The organism is Pseudomonas sp. WS 5412 (assembly GCF_012985615.1).
GTDB lineage: Bacteria > Pseudomonadota > Gammaproteobacteria > Pseudomonadales > Pseudomonadaceae > Aquipseudomonas > Aquipseudomonas shahriarae.
In genome coordinates, this window is sequence record NZ_JAARMB010000008.1 from 122,571 (window position 1) to 137,783 (window position 15,213).

Below are 15,213 nucleotides of genomic sequence, written 5' to 3' on the forward strand. Positions count from 1 at the left end.
CCCACCGCTTGTGACACTAAGGATCAAATGTGGGAGCTGGCTTGCCAGCGCTGGCGCAGTGTCAGCTAGCGCCGCCATCGTAGCCTGGCGAAAGCTCGACAACTCCTACATTCGATCTGCTTTGTTTTGACGTACGCCTTTAACGCCCGTCCAGCAACCCGTGCAATCCGCGCAATGGCACTGCCAGCCAGGTCGGGCGGTTCTCTGCCTCGTAGGCCACTTCATACGCCGCCTTCTCCAGGCTGAACAATGCGAGAGCCGCTTCTGCCCCTTTGGCATCCTGCCAGTCATGCGCCAGTGTAGACGTAGCCTGTTGATACGCCTGGATAAATGCCTGGCGCGCTTCAGTCAGGTAGCGATCTACCACGCGTTGGCGCGAGGCATCGGTATCGGCCGAGTGATCCAGCCCTTGCCCTTGCACATTCAGGGCCATGGCGGCGGCGTAGTCGAACGAACGCAGTACGCCGCTGACGTCCTTGTACGGGCTGTGCTTGCCTCGGCGCTCGTGCAACGGCCGCGCGGGCTCGCCCTCGAAGTCGATCAGATAGGCATCGCCCTTGACCACCAGGACCTGGCCCAAGTGCAAATCCCCATGGACCCGGATGCGCAAGCCGCCCACCGTGGCTTTTGCCAAGGCCTGCACATGGCTGGCAATCGCCTTTTTCTGTGCCAGCAGTTGAGTGACCAACCCCTGGTCGGCGGGGTTCAATTGGTTTTGATGCTGTTTGAGCAGTTGCAATGCACGCTCGATCTGCGCGCCCACCTGCTTGGCCCAGCCCTGGCTGTCCTTGACGGTAGTGACTTCGGGCTGGAAGTCCGGGTTGGTGGTTGGCGCCGCCAGCACGTTGTGCATTTCCCCCAGCCGTTGCCCGAGCAGCCCGGCGAAATCCGCCAGTTCGCCGAGGGCGTTGTAGTGCTGTTCCTGTTCGGAAATCGCTTCGGCCAATTCATCGCGAATCGCCCGCTCCAGGTTGTTCTGGGTCCAACCCCAGGCATCGCCCTGATTGCTGAGATAGCCCTGGGCAATCATCAGCAGGTTGTCCTGGCCTTCGGCATCGCGGCGGATCACCGACCCCAGCAACGGCGAGATATGCGCGTAGCCGGCGGCGGTCAGGTAGGCGCCCATTTCCAGTTCCGGATGAATCCCGGTGCTGACCTTGCGGATCAACTTCAGCACCAGGCTTTCGCCGACCACCACTGAACTGTTGGACTGCTCGGCCGCCAGGTAACGCACTTGCAACTGGTCGCCCAGGGGCAAGTCGGGCAATTGTGAGGTCGGCTCGAAACGGATCTCCCCATCGCTGCTGGTAAGCGCGGTCTCGGCGCGCAGGCCCTCGATCACCGCGCGGATGAAGCTGTCGAGGCTGAACGCATCGGTGATCAGGCCCACCTGGCGCACCCGGCGTACCCGTGCCAGGGCCAGTTGCTGCGGCAAGGCGCTGCTGAATTGATCTTCGCCCAGCAGGCCAAAGGGCAACTGATAACGGCTGGTCTGCCCGCCGCTGGTCACTTCAATCTCACTGAGCAGCACCGGATGTTGGGCATCGCCAAAGCGCACGCCATAAGCGATATGCACGCGGTCAATGGTTGAGTCCTTATTGGCGAACCAACGCCGATTGGCCAGCCAGCTGGGCAGTGAAGTCTGCTCCAGAGTGGTGCGGCACGGCGCTTCGAGCAATTCTTCGAGGCGTTTTTTCAGGACCAGGGTGGTGAAGTCCGGCAGACTCTGGGCCGGCTCCACATGCCAGCTGGGCATCTGGTTTTCCGCGGCCAGCACAAACCAATAGAAGCCGTACGGCGCCAGGGTCAGCAGGAAATTCAGCTGACCGATGGGCGGGAAGGCATTGCCGCCGAGCATTTCCACCGGAACCATGCCAGCAAAGGCCGACAGGTCCAACTCCGCCGCCTGGGCCGTACGCGACACGTTGGCCACACACAGGATGATTTCCTGTTTGCCGTCGACCCCGGTGTACTCGCGGGTGTAAGCGAGGATCCGGCGGTTGCTCGGCGAGAGCATTTTCAGGGTGCCGCGCCCGAACGCCTTGGACTGCTTGCGGATCGCCAGCATGCGCCGCGTCCAGTTCAGGAGGGAATGGGGGTCCTGGGCCTGGGTTTCGACGTTGACCGACTGGTAGCCGTAGAGCGGGTCCATGATCGGCGGCAGCACCAGGCTGGCCGGGTCGGCGCGGGAAAAACCACCGTTACGGTCGATGGACCATTGCATCGGCGTGCGCACGCCGTCGCGGTCGCCCAGGTAGATATTGTCGCCCATGCCAATTTCATCACCGTAATACAGGGTCGGTGTGCCAGGCATGGACAGCAACAGGCTGTTGAGCAGCTCGATGCGGCGGCGGTCGCGCTCCATCAAGGGCGCCAGGCGTCGGCGAATCCCCAGGTTGATGCGCGCGCGGCGATCGGCGGCGTAGTAATTCCACAGGTAATCGCGCTCCTTGTCGGTGACCATTTCCAGGGTCAGCTCATCATGGTTGCGCAGGAAAATCGCCCATTGGCAGTTCGCGGGAATTTCCGGGGTCTGGCGCAGAATATCGGTGATCGGGAAGCGATCTTCCTGGGCCAGGGCCATGTACATGCGCGGCATCAGCGGGAAGTGGAAGGCCATATGGCATTCGTCGCCGTCGTCGCCCTTCTGGTCACCAAAGTACAGCTGGGTATCTTCCGGCCATTGGTTGGCTTCGGCCAGCAGCATGCGGTCGGGGTAGTTGGCGTCGATCTCGGCACGAATCTGCTTGAGCACATCGTGGGTTTCGGGAAGGTTCTCGTTGTTGGTGCCGTCGCGCTCGATCAGGTAAGGAATCGCGTCCAGGCGCAGGCCGTCGATGCCCATGTCCAGCCAGTAGCGCATCACCGACAGCACGGCCTTCATGACTTGCGGGTTGTCGAAGTTGAGGTCCGGCTGGTGGGAATAGAAGCGGTGCCAGAAGTACTGGCCGGCGACCGGGTCCCAGGTCCAGTTGGACTTTTCGGTGTCGAGGAAAATGATGCGGGTGCCGTCGTATTTCTGGTCGTCATCGGACCACACGTAGAAGTCCCGGGCACTGGAGCCAGGCTTGGCCTTGCGTGCGCGCTGGAACCACGGATGCTGGTCCGAGGTGTGGTTGATCACCAGCTCCGTAATCACCCGCAGCCCGCGCTTGTGCGCCTCGGCGATAAAACGCTTGGCGTCGGCCATGGTCCCGTAGTCGCTGTGCACACCACGGTATTCGGCAATGTCATAGCCGTCGTCACGGCGTGGCGAGGGGTAGAACGGCAGCAGCCAGATGGTGTTCACGCCCAGGTCGGCGATGTAGTCGAGTTTGGCGATCAGCCCGGGGAAATCCCCGATGCCGTCGTTATTGGAGTCGAAATAGGATTTGACGTGAACCTGGTAAATCACCGCGTCCTTGTACCAGAGCGGGTCTTTGATAAAGGTGGCAGCCTTGGGTTTCTTCGCCATTGGAAACTCCTGGAAAATTCAAGAAAACTTACAGACTGGGCTTGATCAATGTATGCGGGCTTGCCCGCCATAGCGCTGGATCAGTTGATGGATACTTGACTGGCACACTGCTATCGCGGGCAAGCCCGCTCCCACAGCTGATCTGCATCCGACTCAAGGCTGGGTTACGCGCCAGATGCCAAATGGCATATGGGGCTCGATGCGCATCCACTGGGTCTTGCCGTACCAGGTCCAGCGATGGCCGTTCATCAGGTCTTCGCCCTGCACCTGGGCGTCGTCCGGCAGGCCCATCTCCCACAGCGGCAGCTCGAAATGCGCCTCCTGGGCGTTGAACGGGTCGAGGTTGACGGCGACCAGGATGAAGTTGCTGCCATCCTCGCTGCGCTTGCCGAAGTACAAGATGTGGTCGTTGAACGCGTTGTAGAGCGTCAGGCCCAGGTGTGTCTGCAGCGCCGGGTTTTGCCGGCGGATGCGGTTGAGTTGGGCAATCTCGGCAATGATGTTGCCGGGGGCGCTGAAGTCCCGGGGGCGGATCTCGTACTTTTCCGAGTCCAGGTACTCTTCCTTGCCCGGCACCGGCGCGCTTTCACACAGCTCAAAACCCGAGTACATGCCCCATAGGCCCGAGCCCATGGTGGCCAGCGCGGCACGGATCAAAAAGCCGGGGCGCCCGGACTCATGCAGAAAGCCCGGGTTGATGTCCGGCGTGTTGACGAAAAAGTTCGGCCGGTAGCATTCACGCCAGGGCGACTGGTTCAACTGGGTGAAGTACTCACTCAATTCGGCCTTGGTGTTGCGCCAGGTGAAATAGGTGTAGCTCTGGGAATAACCGACCTTGCCCAGCCGCGCCATCATCGCCGGGGTGGTGAAGGCCTCGGCGAGGAAGATCACTTCGGGGTGCTGGGCCCGTACGTCGCTGATCAACCATTGCCAAAATGGCAGCGGCTTGGTGTGAGGGTTGTCGACGCGGAAGGTCTTGACCCCCTCCTCGACCCAGCCCAGCACGACATCACGCAACTCCAGCCACAGGCTGGGGATCGCATCGGCGGCATAGAAGTCGACGTTGACGATGTCCTGGTATTTCTTCGGCGGGTTTTCCGCATATTTGATCGTGCCGTCCGGGCGCCAGTTGAACCAGCCGGGATGCTGCTTGAGCCAGGGGTGGTCCTGGGAACACTGGATGGCAAAGTCCAGGGCGATCTCCAGGCCGTGCTCGGCGGCGGCCGCTACCAGGCGGCGGAAATCCTCGCGGGTGCCCAGTTGCGAATGGATGGCGTCATGGCCGCCCTCCTCGCTGCCGATGGCATACGGGCTGCCGGGATCCTCAGGGCCGGCGGTCAGTGAGTTGTTCTTGCCCTTGCGGTGACTGCGGCCGATCGGGTGGATCGGCGGGAAGTACAGCACGTCAAAGCCCATGTCGTGGATCATCGCCAGGCGCCCATGCACGTCATTGAAAGTGCCATGACGCGCCGCATCGTCGGTGATCGAGCGCGGAAACAGCTCGTACCAACTGGCAAACAACGCCTGGGGCCGTTCCACATCCAGTGGATACACCGGGCTGATACTCAGGTAGGGGCGCAAATCGGCCTCGGCCATCAGCTGTGCACTGTGTTCGTGCAGAAACAACGCGACCTGCTCGGTTTCCAGCAGCCCGGACAATTGTTGATGCAATTGCTGCAAGTGCTCCTGCAGCTCACCTTCACTGCGTTCAGCGGCTTGCAAGACCTGCTGGCGACCTTCCTGCAGCTCCAGGCTGACGGGAACCCCGGCGGTGTGTTTCTTGCCCAGTTCGTAGCAGAAACTGGCGAAATGGTCGATCCACGCCTCGATGCAATATTGGTGCGGGCCCTGCAGGGTGACGTCGAAAGTGCCTTCCCAGGTGTTGTTGCCCTTGTCTGCCATGACCTCGCGATGCCAGTTGTCTTCACTCAGCGACCGCCAGCGAATCAACACGGCCAACTGGTCATGGCCGTCGGCGAACACCTTGCTGGTAACGTGGATGGACTGCCCTTGCACGGCCTTGACGGCGAATGCGCCGGCATCAAGCACCGGCATCGTGTCTTCAATGGCGATCCTGGGCAGCAACAGTGCCTGGGACAGTGGTAATCCGGGTATTTCAGCCGTCATCGAGCATCTCCCCTTACGCCCCATGGACGCTCTTGTGCTTGATTGTCAGTGCTGCAGGCGGGCTCTTCCTGAGCCGGCCACATAAGGTCCGAGCCCGGTGGCTCGCGGAAAGTTCAGATGGATGTGCCGCCCGCCGGGCGGGAATCAATCGGTCGTGCCGATTGTCCCCGATACAACAAAGCACAAAGGAGGCCATACCGATGAGTATCCCGATCCCGCACGAACCCCAGAGCCCAATATAGACAAGCCACCACTGCCGCCCACTGAGCCAGTGCCGATTCCCGAGCAGGAGTCACCTGAAAACCAGCCACCACCGATGGAGGACCCACCGCAAACCGCGCCACCGGTCGTCGCCTGAGAAGCGTCGCTGCTTGCCCGCGATCGGGCAAGCATTAGAGATACGTCCTACCAACCAGCCCGAAAGCACTGAAGTCGATCGCCCTCGCCCGAAGATAGGCTGACTTGCGCATGCATCACGTCAAACCCATGCGAGGGCTCATCATGTCAATTCAACCCGCTAATCATCAGCCGTACCGACCTATCACGTCGCTTCCTGAAAAAGTGCCACTTAATCATTCTCAAGAGATTCTGCGCTTGCTCAAGGCCGGCCCAAGTGCCCTCCCACGAACAAAAGCGCCTGACAGACCGCGTCAGCAGCCAACGCCTACCTCACAGTTCAAAACCACGCGCCAGCCTGACGCAAAGCCTGCCGAGCGTGGCTATCCCTCCCGGCAGTCCGAGGCGGCCACTGCACAGGCCAAGCCTCGCCCACAAACGCCTGACGCAGGCTCTGTAATAGCCGACAAAGTTGGCAAGTTATTGAACCGCGACAGTGTCATACAAATGTTGCGCGAGCCGTTTTCCATGGAGACCCGGAGCCGGCTCAGCGAACTGCGCACGTTGTTGAGCCCGGCCAATATCCGCACGATGCAGAATGGCCCCAATGCCGCCGGAACGATCAGGCAACTCAACGAATTCAAGACACTCTTGAGCCAAACAAACCTCGAGCACCTGCAAGATACTGCGGCAGCCGTGGAGGTCCCTGGGTTGAGTAAGAATGAAATCAGATCACGCATGAACACCGGCGACCCCGAGGCGGATTTCAGGGCCAGCCAGGAAGTCGAGCAAGAGTTGCGTCTGGAGGAAGTGAATATCAAGCAGCGCAAGCGCGATAGCGCAGGCACCGCCAAGGCCCTTTCCGGCCTCGGCCAATCATTGAACGCACTCCCCCAGGACACGCCAACGGATGAGACACCGTCCCAGGCAAAGCCAACACCGGAGAATAACCCGCCGATACAGACAACCCAGACACCCCAGCCCAGGGACAATCCACCTGCCCAAGGCAGCAGCCAAACCTTCACCTTCGGCAATATTGGCGAATCGATCCTGGCAGCGCCGAGCGAAGTCATGAACTTTGCCCACGGCCGTGACAAGCTCGATGTCTCGGGAGTTCGTGCCCAACTGGGTAATAAACCCCTTAACCTGGTAGAGAACTTCTCAGGCGCCAGCGGTGAAATGCAGATTCACTACCTGCCGGGTACCCACACAAGCGTGGTGATGATCGCCGGCGATCCCGGGAAGCCACCGTTCGTGGTCAAGGTGTTTGGTGAAGTGACCTACAGCGATCTGGTGACCTGAGCAGGCGGAGGTGATTAAAGAGCCGCACAGGTGACTCGGTGATTTGACTGACCTGGATCAGCACGCCTTGCGTGCTGTTGATCCAGGCACCGGCCCCGCGGCTTGCGGGGGCGGATGAACGAAAGACCATGAGCTAATCCGGGTAGGACGCTCTTGTGCTTGATTGTCAGTGCTGCAGGCGGGCTCTTCTTGAACCGGCCACATAAGGTCCGAACCCGATGGCCGGCGGAACGTTCAGAGGGGTGTGCCGCCACCGGGCGGGAATCAATCGGCCGTGGCGGTTGTCCACCGATTGAGCAAAACACAAACGAGGCCACCGCGATGAACATCCCGATTCCTGCTGAAACACCCGACCCGAATATTGATACACCGACCTTGCCGCCGACCGAGCCTGCGCCGATTCCCGAACAGGAACCGCCGGAAAGCGTGCCACCGGCAAAGGAAGAACCGCCTACGACTATGCCGCCGGTTATCGTGTAGGAGCCCGTAGCTAAGGCTTGTCTAGTAGTTTCACAATCCTTGGCATCACGCTGAACACCAGTAGCGCCAGCACGGTGCTCAGTACCGCAGTGGACTCCTTGCCCAACCCCGCCGCCACCCCGATGGCGGCGGTCATCCACAGGCCGGCTGCGGTGGTCAAGCCCTTGACGTGCTGGCCAGTGTCCTCCTCCTTGCCCTTGAGAATCGTCCCCGCGCCGAGGAAACCGATACCGGCGATCACCCCCTGCACCACCCGGCTCATGGCGTCTGCCTGGGAGCCGGACATCTGTGGCACCAGCACAAACAAGGCTGCGCCCATCGCCACCAGCATATGGGTGCGCACACCGGCGGCCTTGCCTTTCTGTTCGCGCTCAAAGCCCAGGATGCCACCCAGAATCGCGGCGATCAGCAGGCGTAGGGTGATTTGCGTCAGTTGCCGCGCATCGCCGATATCGGCGAATTCGCTTTGCAGGGTTTGCCAGACTTCTTGCCACCAGGCGTCCATGGTCCTGTCCTTTTCATGGGAGATAGAAGATGGACAGCAACGACCGCCAGTCAGTTGCGCCGAACCATTGGCCCGCGTGCATCACCTAATGAACAGCACCGAACAACCAGGAGAAGACCATGCCCGTACGTATCGAAAACCAGACCTGCTATTTCAAGACCGACGACAACGGTGAAGAACAACGCTGCAGCGTTTTGGAGGTGACGGTGATTACCGACAGCGACAAATCCATGTCGGCGGTCGAGATCGACGGCCAACGGATCTACATCACCGAAGCCGAGGCCGACGCCTTGACCGTCGCAGGTGCCATTGACGGGCGCAAGCACCTCAAGGCCAGCACCGGTGATTCGGTGATTTGATTGATCTGGATCAGCATGCCTTGCGTGCTGTTGATCCAGGCACCGGCCCCGCGGCTTGCGGGGTGCTGCACATTGTCGCAGCGGCGCGCTAAAAACTCATCTGATCCGCTTTTTATGGTTTTACCTGAGTCTGTTATGCAAACAGATCGCGGCCCATAGTTCATCCGCCTGATGGAGGCTGATGAGCGAAAGACCATGAGCGATAGAATCCCCGTCCGATTAGTAGAAAATTTCGAGCCTGCACATCCAAAGAAGATGAAGGCCAAATCCAGCGACAACCTGATTCACACCCGCAGTTTCACCGGCCTGTTCCGGACCTTGCGCATAAGCGGTGCAGGCTTTCTGTTCCTGGCGTTTTTTGGCACCGTGTGGCTGAACTGGGACTCACGCCAGGCGGTGTTGTGGGACCTGGCTGAAAGCAAGTTCCATATTTTTGGCGCAACCTTCTGGCCCCAGGATTTCATCCTGTTGTCGGCGTTGCTGATTATCTGTGCCTTCGGGCTGTTTGCCATTACGGTATTTGCCGGCCGCGTCTGGTGTGGCTACACCTGCCCGCAAAGCTCGTTTACCTGGCTGTTCATGTGGTGCGAGAAAGTCACCGAAGGTGAGCGAAACCAGCGGATCAAGCTGCAGGCCGCGCCCTGGAGCGTGAATAAACTGGCGCGCCGCGCCGCCAAACACACCCTGTGGCTGGCAATCAGTGTGCTGACCGGCTTGACCTTTGTCGGCTATTTCACCCCGATCCGGCCCCTGGCCGAGGAGCTGCTGACCTGGCAGATGGGCGGTGTCAGCCTGTTCTGGGTGCTGTTCTTTACCGGCGCCACCTACATCAACGCCGGCTGGCTGCGGGAAGCGGTGTGCATGCATATGTGCCCGTATGCACGGTTCCAGAGCGTGATGTTCGACAAGGACACCCTGACCATTTCCTACGACGCCGCCCGTGGCGAAAGCCGTGGCCCGCGCAAACGCGATGTGAACCCGGCGGATGTGGGCCTGGGCGACTGCATCGACTGCCACTTGTGCGTGCAGGTCTGCCCCACCGGCATCGACATCCGCGATGGCCTGCAGATGGAGTGCATCGGCTGCGCCGCCTGCATCGACGCCTGCGATTCGATCATGGATAAAATGGGTTATGCCCGGGGCTTGATCAGTTACACCTCCGAACATCAGTTGCAGGGTGGCAAGACCCACCTGCTGCGGCCACGCCTGATCGGCTACAGTGCCGTGCTGCTGGTGATGATCGCCGCCCTGGTGATGGCACTGGTGCAACGGCCCATGGTCTCGCTGGACGTCACCAAGGACCGTGGCATGTTCCGGGAGAACAGCCAGGGGTTGATCGAGAACATCTACAGTTTGAAGATCATCAACAAGACCCAGCAGCGCCAGGATTACCGCGTGCAACTGGTGGATGGCGAAGGCTTCCAGCTACAGGGCAAGACCGAGATCAGCCTGGCGCCCGGAGAGATCACGGATGTGCCGGTGTCTGTGGCGCTGACCCGTGACAAGCCGACCAGCAGCTCGCAAACCATCCGTTTCAAGGTAACGGATATCGACGAGCCAAGTGTTTATAGTGTCGCCGACAGCCGTTTTGTCGCGCCGCTGAACCGCTGACCCACGCAATTCCCCTGTGGGAGCAGGCTAGCCCTCTCCCACATTTTGACCGCTGTAGAACATTAGGATCACGATGAAACGCTACGAGAAATTTGCCGACGACATCGCTGAACTGATCCGCTCCGGCGTCCTCGGGCCGGGCCAGCGGGTGCCGTCGGTGCGCTATGCCAGCCAGACCTACGGCGTCAGCCCCTCCACGGTGTTCCAGGCCTATTACCTGCTGGAGCGCCGCGGCCTGATCCGGGCGCGGCCGCGCTCCGGGTATTTCGTCAATACCCACGCGCCCAGCCCGTTTTCGGAGCCGGCAGTCAGCGCCCATGTTCACGAATCTACCGAGGTGGACGTCAGTGAGCTGGTGTTCTCGGTACTGGATTCGATCAAGGATCCGCAGACCGTGCCCTTCGGCTCGGCCTTCCCCAGCCCGACGCTGTTCCCCCTGCAACGCCTGGCCCGCTCCATGGCCAGCGCCAGCCGCGAAATGGACCCGCGCATGGTGGTCACGGACATGTCGCCGGGCAACCCGCAACTGCGCCGGCAAATCGCCCTGCGCTACATGGTCGGTGGCTTGATGCTGCCCATGGAAGAGCTGCTGATCACCAACGGCGCCCTGGAAGCGCTGAACCTGTGCCTGCAAGCGGTGACTGAGCCTGGCGATCTGGTGGCCATCGAAGCCCCTGCGTTTTATGCCTGCCTGCAAGTGTTGGAGCGCTTGAAGCTCAAGGCCGTGGAAATTCCGGTGCATCCGCGTGATGGCATTGACCTGAAGGTGCTGGCCCAGACCCTGGAGCGCTACCCGATCAAGGCCTGCTGGTGTATGACCAGCTTCCAGAACCCCATGGGTGCGACCATGCCCGAGGCCAAGAAGCAGGAGCTGGTCGAGTTGTTGCGCGGGCACCAGGTTCCGCTGATTGAAGACGATGTGTACGCCGAACTGTACTACGGCCAACAGGCGCCCAAGCCGGCCAAGGCCTTCGACACTGAAGGCCTGGTGATGCACTGCGGCTCCTTCGCCAAGAGCCTGGCCCCGGGCTATCGCGTGGGCTGGGTTGCGGCAGGCCGCTACGCGCAAAAGATTGAACGTCTGAAGCTGATGACCTCGCTCTGCGCCTCGATGCCGGCCCAGGCGGCCATTGCCGACTATCTGCAACACGGCGGCTACGACCGCCACCTGCGCAAACTGCGTTATGCCCTGGAAGAACAGCAAAGTGCCATGCTCGCGGCCATCGCCCGTTACTTTCCGGCGCAGACCCGGGTCAGCCAGCCCGCCGGCGGGTATTTCCTGTGGCTGGAGCTGCCGGAACAGACCGACTCGCTGAAACTGTTCCAGATGGCCCTGGCCCAGGGCATCAGCATTGCACCGGGGCCGATCTTTTCGCCGACCCAGCGTTTTCGTAACTGTATCCGTCTGAATTACGGCAGCCCCTGGGATGAAACAGCGGAAAAGGCCATGGAGACGCTGGGGCGGATTGTGCGTTCGTTTTGAAAAACGCCTTGAAATAGATCAGCTCAACGGTGCCGTTGGACCGCGTGATTGCGCGGTTTAGCATTCGCCTCTTTTCACTCAAAAAAGAGAGGTGCCATGAACAATGTCCTACCACCATTTTTTCATTTTCCATTGCCCATCCCGCCCAACTACATGCGGGTCGCAGAACAGCGCGCAGTTCGCCGACTGACTGGCCCCATGGGGCGCCCTGCAGGGGATCACCGTTCGGCGGAAAGGATTATCGAACAGAGTGCAGTGTTGAAGGACTACGTCGACGGTAACGATCGCTGGCAATTGGACCGGGATCTCAAGCGGCATCTGGGCGACTGGACACAAGCCAATCCGGACCCGGACGCTCGCGCCAACGCCGCCTACGATCTGGATAAGGTGTTGCGCTTCATTGATAACCTGGACGAGTGCAAGCTCGACGGTAGTGAGGAGCGCAACGGCAAGATAGACGGGTTTTCCGAAAGGGGTGTGGTCATCCTGCACAACTCCGAGGCTGACCGCCTGGACCAGTTCGCCCGCAAAGGCTACTCGGTGCTGCCCACCTTTTGACGCGTTACGGCAGGCCTGCTAGCGGCCGCCCCCCAGGTCAATAAACGTCCCGGTGGCGTAGGACGCCTTGTCCGACAACAGCCAGACAATCGCTTCCGCCACTTCATCCGGGCGCCCGCCGCGGGCCATGGGAATGCCGGACTCAAGCTTGCTGACCCGATCCGGGTCGCCGCTCAGGGCATGGAACTCGGTGTAGATGTAGCCGGGGCGCACGGCATTGACACGAATCCCCTCGCCCGCCACTTCCTTGGACAGGCCAACGGTGAAGCTGTCCAGCGCGCCCTTGGACGCCGCATAGTCCACATACTCACCGGGCGCGCCAATGCGCGAGGCCACCGACGAGACGTTGACGATGCTGCCACCCTGCCCGCCATGCTTGGGCGACATGCGCAGCAGCGCATGCTTGGCACACAGGATCGGCCCCAGCACGTTGGTCTTGAGGACTTTCAGGATACGGAATTCGGACATCTCATCGACCCGTGATTTATGCCCGACGGTCCCGGCATTGTTGACCAGCGCGGTGACGCGCCCCAGTTCGGCGTCGACGCGGTTGAACAGGCTGATCACTTCGTCTTCGATGCTGACATCGGCGCGCACTGCAATGGCCTGGGCACCGAGTGCGCGCACTTGCTCCAGTACCCGCAGCGCGGCGGCTTCATCGGACTGGAAATTGATGCAGATGCGATAGCCCTGTCGGGCCGCCAGCAAGGCTGTGGCGGCGCCGATCCCACGACTGCCACCGGTGATGATGACGACTTTGTCCATGCGTAGTGACTCCCCATTCAACCTGAGCTGTTGGATCCAAGAATACCTGCGCCTGCCAGGTTTTGCATGGACCGGGGTCAATTGATCTCACGGTGGGGTCAAGCGCTCCCTGGCCACGATGGCGCTCATAAAGGTATCCGCCGGCAGTGGCTGGCCCAGCAGGAAGCCTTGCAGCGAGTTACAGCCCAGGCGCGTGAGGAAATCCTGCTGCATGTCGGTCTCGACCCCCTCGGCAACGATGCGCAGGCCCAGGGCCTGGCCCAGGGCGACAATTGCCGAGACGATGGCGGCATCGTCGCTGTCGTGCTCCAGGTCGCGCACAAAGCCACGGTCGATTTTCAGTTCATTGGCCGGCAGGCGCTTGAGGTACATCAGGCTCGAGTAGCCGGTGCCAAAGTCGTCAATGGACAAATCCACGCCCATTTCCGAGAGTTCCTGCAACACCCGCATGCTCGCATCGGCATCGCTCATGGCCGTGGTTTCGGTGATTTCCAGGGTCAGGCTATTGGCCGGCAACTGGTGGCGCTGCAGGGCGTTGGCCACACTGGTGACCAGCCCGGCATGGCAGAACTGCAAGGCCGACAGGTTCACCGCAATACGCCAGTCCCGATAACCCTGGGCATACCACACCTGCATTTGCCGGCATGCTTCGTTGAGCACCCAATCGCCGATGGCGATGATCACCCCGGTTTTTTCCGCCAACTCGATAAACTTGTCCGGCAGCAACAGGCCGTGTTGTGGGTGCTCCCAGCGCAACAGGGCTTCGGCACCGATGGCGCGACCGCTGAGGGCGTCGAACTTGGGCTGGTAGTACAGGCGCAACTGCTGTTGCTCAACCGCCTTGCGCAAATCCTGCAACAGTTGCAGTTGCTTGCGCGCATTGGTGTTCATTGACACATCAAAAAAGCTGTAGCCGTTCTTGCCCATGCTCTTGGCGTGATACATCGCCGCATCGGCATTCATCAACAGTTCCTGGGGCGTTGCGCCGTTACCGGGGAACAGGGCAATGCCGACACTGGCGGAGATGCTCAAGTCATGCTCGGCTACGCGGAACGATTGGTTGATCAATCCCACCTGGCGTTCGGCCAGACGCAGCGCATCGTCGGGCTGGCTCAACTGCACCAGCAATACGAACTCATCGCCGCCGATCCGCGCCAGGGTGTCCTGGCTGCGCAGGTCTTCGCGCAGGCGCAGGCCCACCTCGCGCAGCAATTGGTCACCCAGATGATGGCCAAAGGCGTCATTGACCGGTTTAAAACCGTCGAGGTCGATAAACATCAGAGCAAAACACCCACCTTGCTCCGCGACCAACTGGGTGGCCTGCTGAATGCGATCGGCCAGCAGCGTACGGTTTGGCAGGCCGGTCAGCGTGTCGTGCAGGGCCAGGTGGGTGAGTTCCTGGTTGGCCAGGCTCAAGGAGTCGGCCAACACAGCGGTGCGTGCTTCCAGGCGCGCATCGAGCAAGGAGGTCAATAGCGCGAAGGCCAGGATTGCCAGGGTGGTCACCAACACTAGATTGTCCAGGCCGGTGCCGCTCAGGCCATCCACCGACGCCCCGCAAAAACTGCCATCGGCAAAACGCGCCGCCGCCATGCCGGTGTAATGCATGCCGACGATGGCCACGCCCATCACCACCGCCGCAGCGCTCCGTGCCAGGCGCACATAGGGGGTGTTGCGCCGCAGTTTGAAGGCAATCCATAAGGCGGCGGCCGAGGCCCCCACGGCAATCAGCAATGAGGCGATGAACAAGGTGGGGTCGTAGTCGATGCCCGGCATCATGCGCATGGCGGCCATGCCGGTGTAGTGCATGGTGCTGATCCCCGCCCCCATGATCAAGGCGCCAAACCCCAGTTGCCAGGCCGGCAGACGCGGTTGGTTGACCAGCCACAGGGCGAAGCCACTGGACAGGACGGCGATCAACAGCGACAGCGCCGTTATGCCCATGTCGTAGCCCAGGGCAATGGGCAGGCTAAACGCCAACATCCCGATAAAGTGCATCGACCACACGCCAATCCCCATGGCCAGGGCGCCGCCGGCCATCCACAGGTACACAGCCCGGCCCTTGGCGGTGGCAATCCGACCGGTCAGGTCCAGGGCGGTATAAGACGCCAGGATGGCCACAAACAGGGAGATCAGGACCAACGCGGGGGAATAACTGCCGGTAAGCATGTGACGTCTCATGGATGACAATGCGAACGGCGTCCGTGCCGGGGAAAAGTCGGGGGATTGTAGC

At 61.0% G+C, this 15,213-nt stretch carries 11 protein-coding genes; 6 read left to right on the plus strand and 5 right to left on the minus strand.

What is annotated here, in order from left to right:
• Nucleotides 1-139: 139 nt before the first annotated feature.
• The gene (treS, locus tag HBR94_RS13060) at nt 140-3,454 is read right to left on the minus strand and encodes a maltose alpha-D-glucosyltransferase (protein WP_170044938.1); all 3,315 of its coding nucleotides are present in this window, start codon (nt 3,452-3,454) and stop codon (nt 140-142) included.
• A gap of 153 nt (nt 3,455-3,607) precedes the next feature.
• Entirely contained in the window at nt 3,608-5,581 is a 1,974-nt protein-coding gene (locus tag HBR94_RS13065) for an alpha-1,4-glucan--maltose-1-phosphate maltosyltransferase (RefSeq protein WP_170044939.1), read from the minus strand.
• 501 nt (nt 5,582-6,082) lie between these two features.
• Here HBR94_RS13065 and HBR94_RS13070 point away from each other — a divergent pair.
• A complete protein-coding gene (locus HBR94_RS13070; RefSeq protein WP_170044940.1) occupies nt 6,083-7,219 on the plus strand; it encodes a M10 family metallopeptidase C-terminal domain-containing protein in 1,137 nt (378 codons plus the stop codon).
• A gap of 321 nt (nt 7,220-7,540) precedes the next feature.
• Complete coding sequence (locus HBR94_RS13075; RefSeq protein ID WP_162947732.1) at nt 7,541-7,699, plus strand: hypothetical protein; 159 nt, start codon at nt 7,541-7,543, stop codon at nt 7,697-7,699.
• Nucleotides 7,700-7,709: 10 nt separating this feature from the next.
• Here HBR94_RS13075 and HBR94_RS13080 read toward each other — a convergent pair whose 3' ends face one another.
• Nucleotides 7,710-8,204 (minus strand): MgtC/SapB family protein, encoded by a 495-nt coding sequence (locus HBR94_RS13080; protein ID WP_057444089.1) that lies wholly within the window; start codon nt 8,202-8,204, stop codon nt 7,710-7,712.
• A 119-nt stretch (nt 8,205-8,323) separates the two neighbouring features.
• Here HBR94_RS13080 and HBR94_RS13085 point away from each other — a divergent pair, with 119 nt between their 5' ends.
• The 4 genes from HBR94_RS13085 to HBR94_RS13100 all read left to right on the plus strand — a co-directional run bounded on the left by HBR94_RS13085 (nt 8,324) and on the right by HBR94_RS13100 (nt 12,215).
• On the plus strand, nt 8,324-8,563 hold the full coding sequence (locus HBR94_RS13085; protein ID WP_057436618.1) for a DUF3203 family protein: 240 nt from the start codon (nt 8,324-8,326) through the stop codon (nt 8,561-8,563).
• A gap of 195 nt (nt 8,564-8,758) precedes the next feature.
• Nucleotides 8,759-10,174 carry a cytochrome c oxidase accessory protein CcoG gene (gene ccoG, locus HBR94_RS13090; RefSeq protein ID WP_057436620.1) on the plus strand — a complete coding sequence of 472 codons (1,416 nt, stop codon included), beginning with the start codon at nt 8,759-8,761 and terminating at the stop codon, nt 10,172-10,174.
• A gap of 73 nt (nt 10,175-10,247) precedes the next feature.
• The gene (gene mapR / locus HBR94_RS13095) at nt 10,248-11,657 is read left to right on the plus strand and encodes a GntR family transcriptional regulator MpaR (protein WP_057436622.1); all 1,410 of its coding nucleotides are present in this window, start codon (nt 10,248-10,250) and stop codon (nt 11,655-11,657) included.
• 198 nt (nt 11,658-11,855) lie between these two features.
• Nucleotides 11,856-12,215 (plus strand): hypothetical protein, encoded by a 360-nt coding sequence (locus HBR94_RS13100; RefSeq protein ID WP_232544754.1) that lies wholly within the window; start codon nt 11,856-11,858, stop codon nt 12,213-12,215.
• An 18-nt stretch (nt 12,216-12,233) separates the two neighbouring features.
• Here the strand turns inward: HBR94_RS13100 and HBR94_RS13105 are convergent, their stop codons facing one another.
• On the minus strand, nt 12,234-12,980 hold the full coding sequence (locus HBR94_RS13105; RefSeq protein WP_169960338.1) for an SDR family oxidoreductase: 747 nt from the start codon (nt 12,978-12,980) through the stop codon (nt 12,234-12,236).
• A gap of 87 nt (nt 12,981-13,067) precedes the next feature.
• On the minus strand, nt 13,068-15,149 hold the full coding sequence (locus HBR94_RS13110; RefSeq protein WP_170044941.1) for an EAL domain-containing protein: 2,082 nt from the start codon (nt 15,147-15,149) through the stop codon (nt 13,068-13,070).
• Between the last annotated feature and the right edge of the window lie 64 nt (nt 15,150-15,213).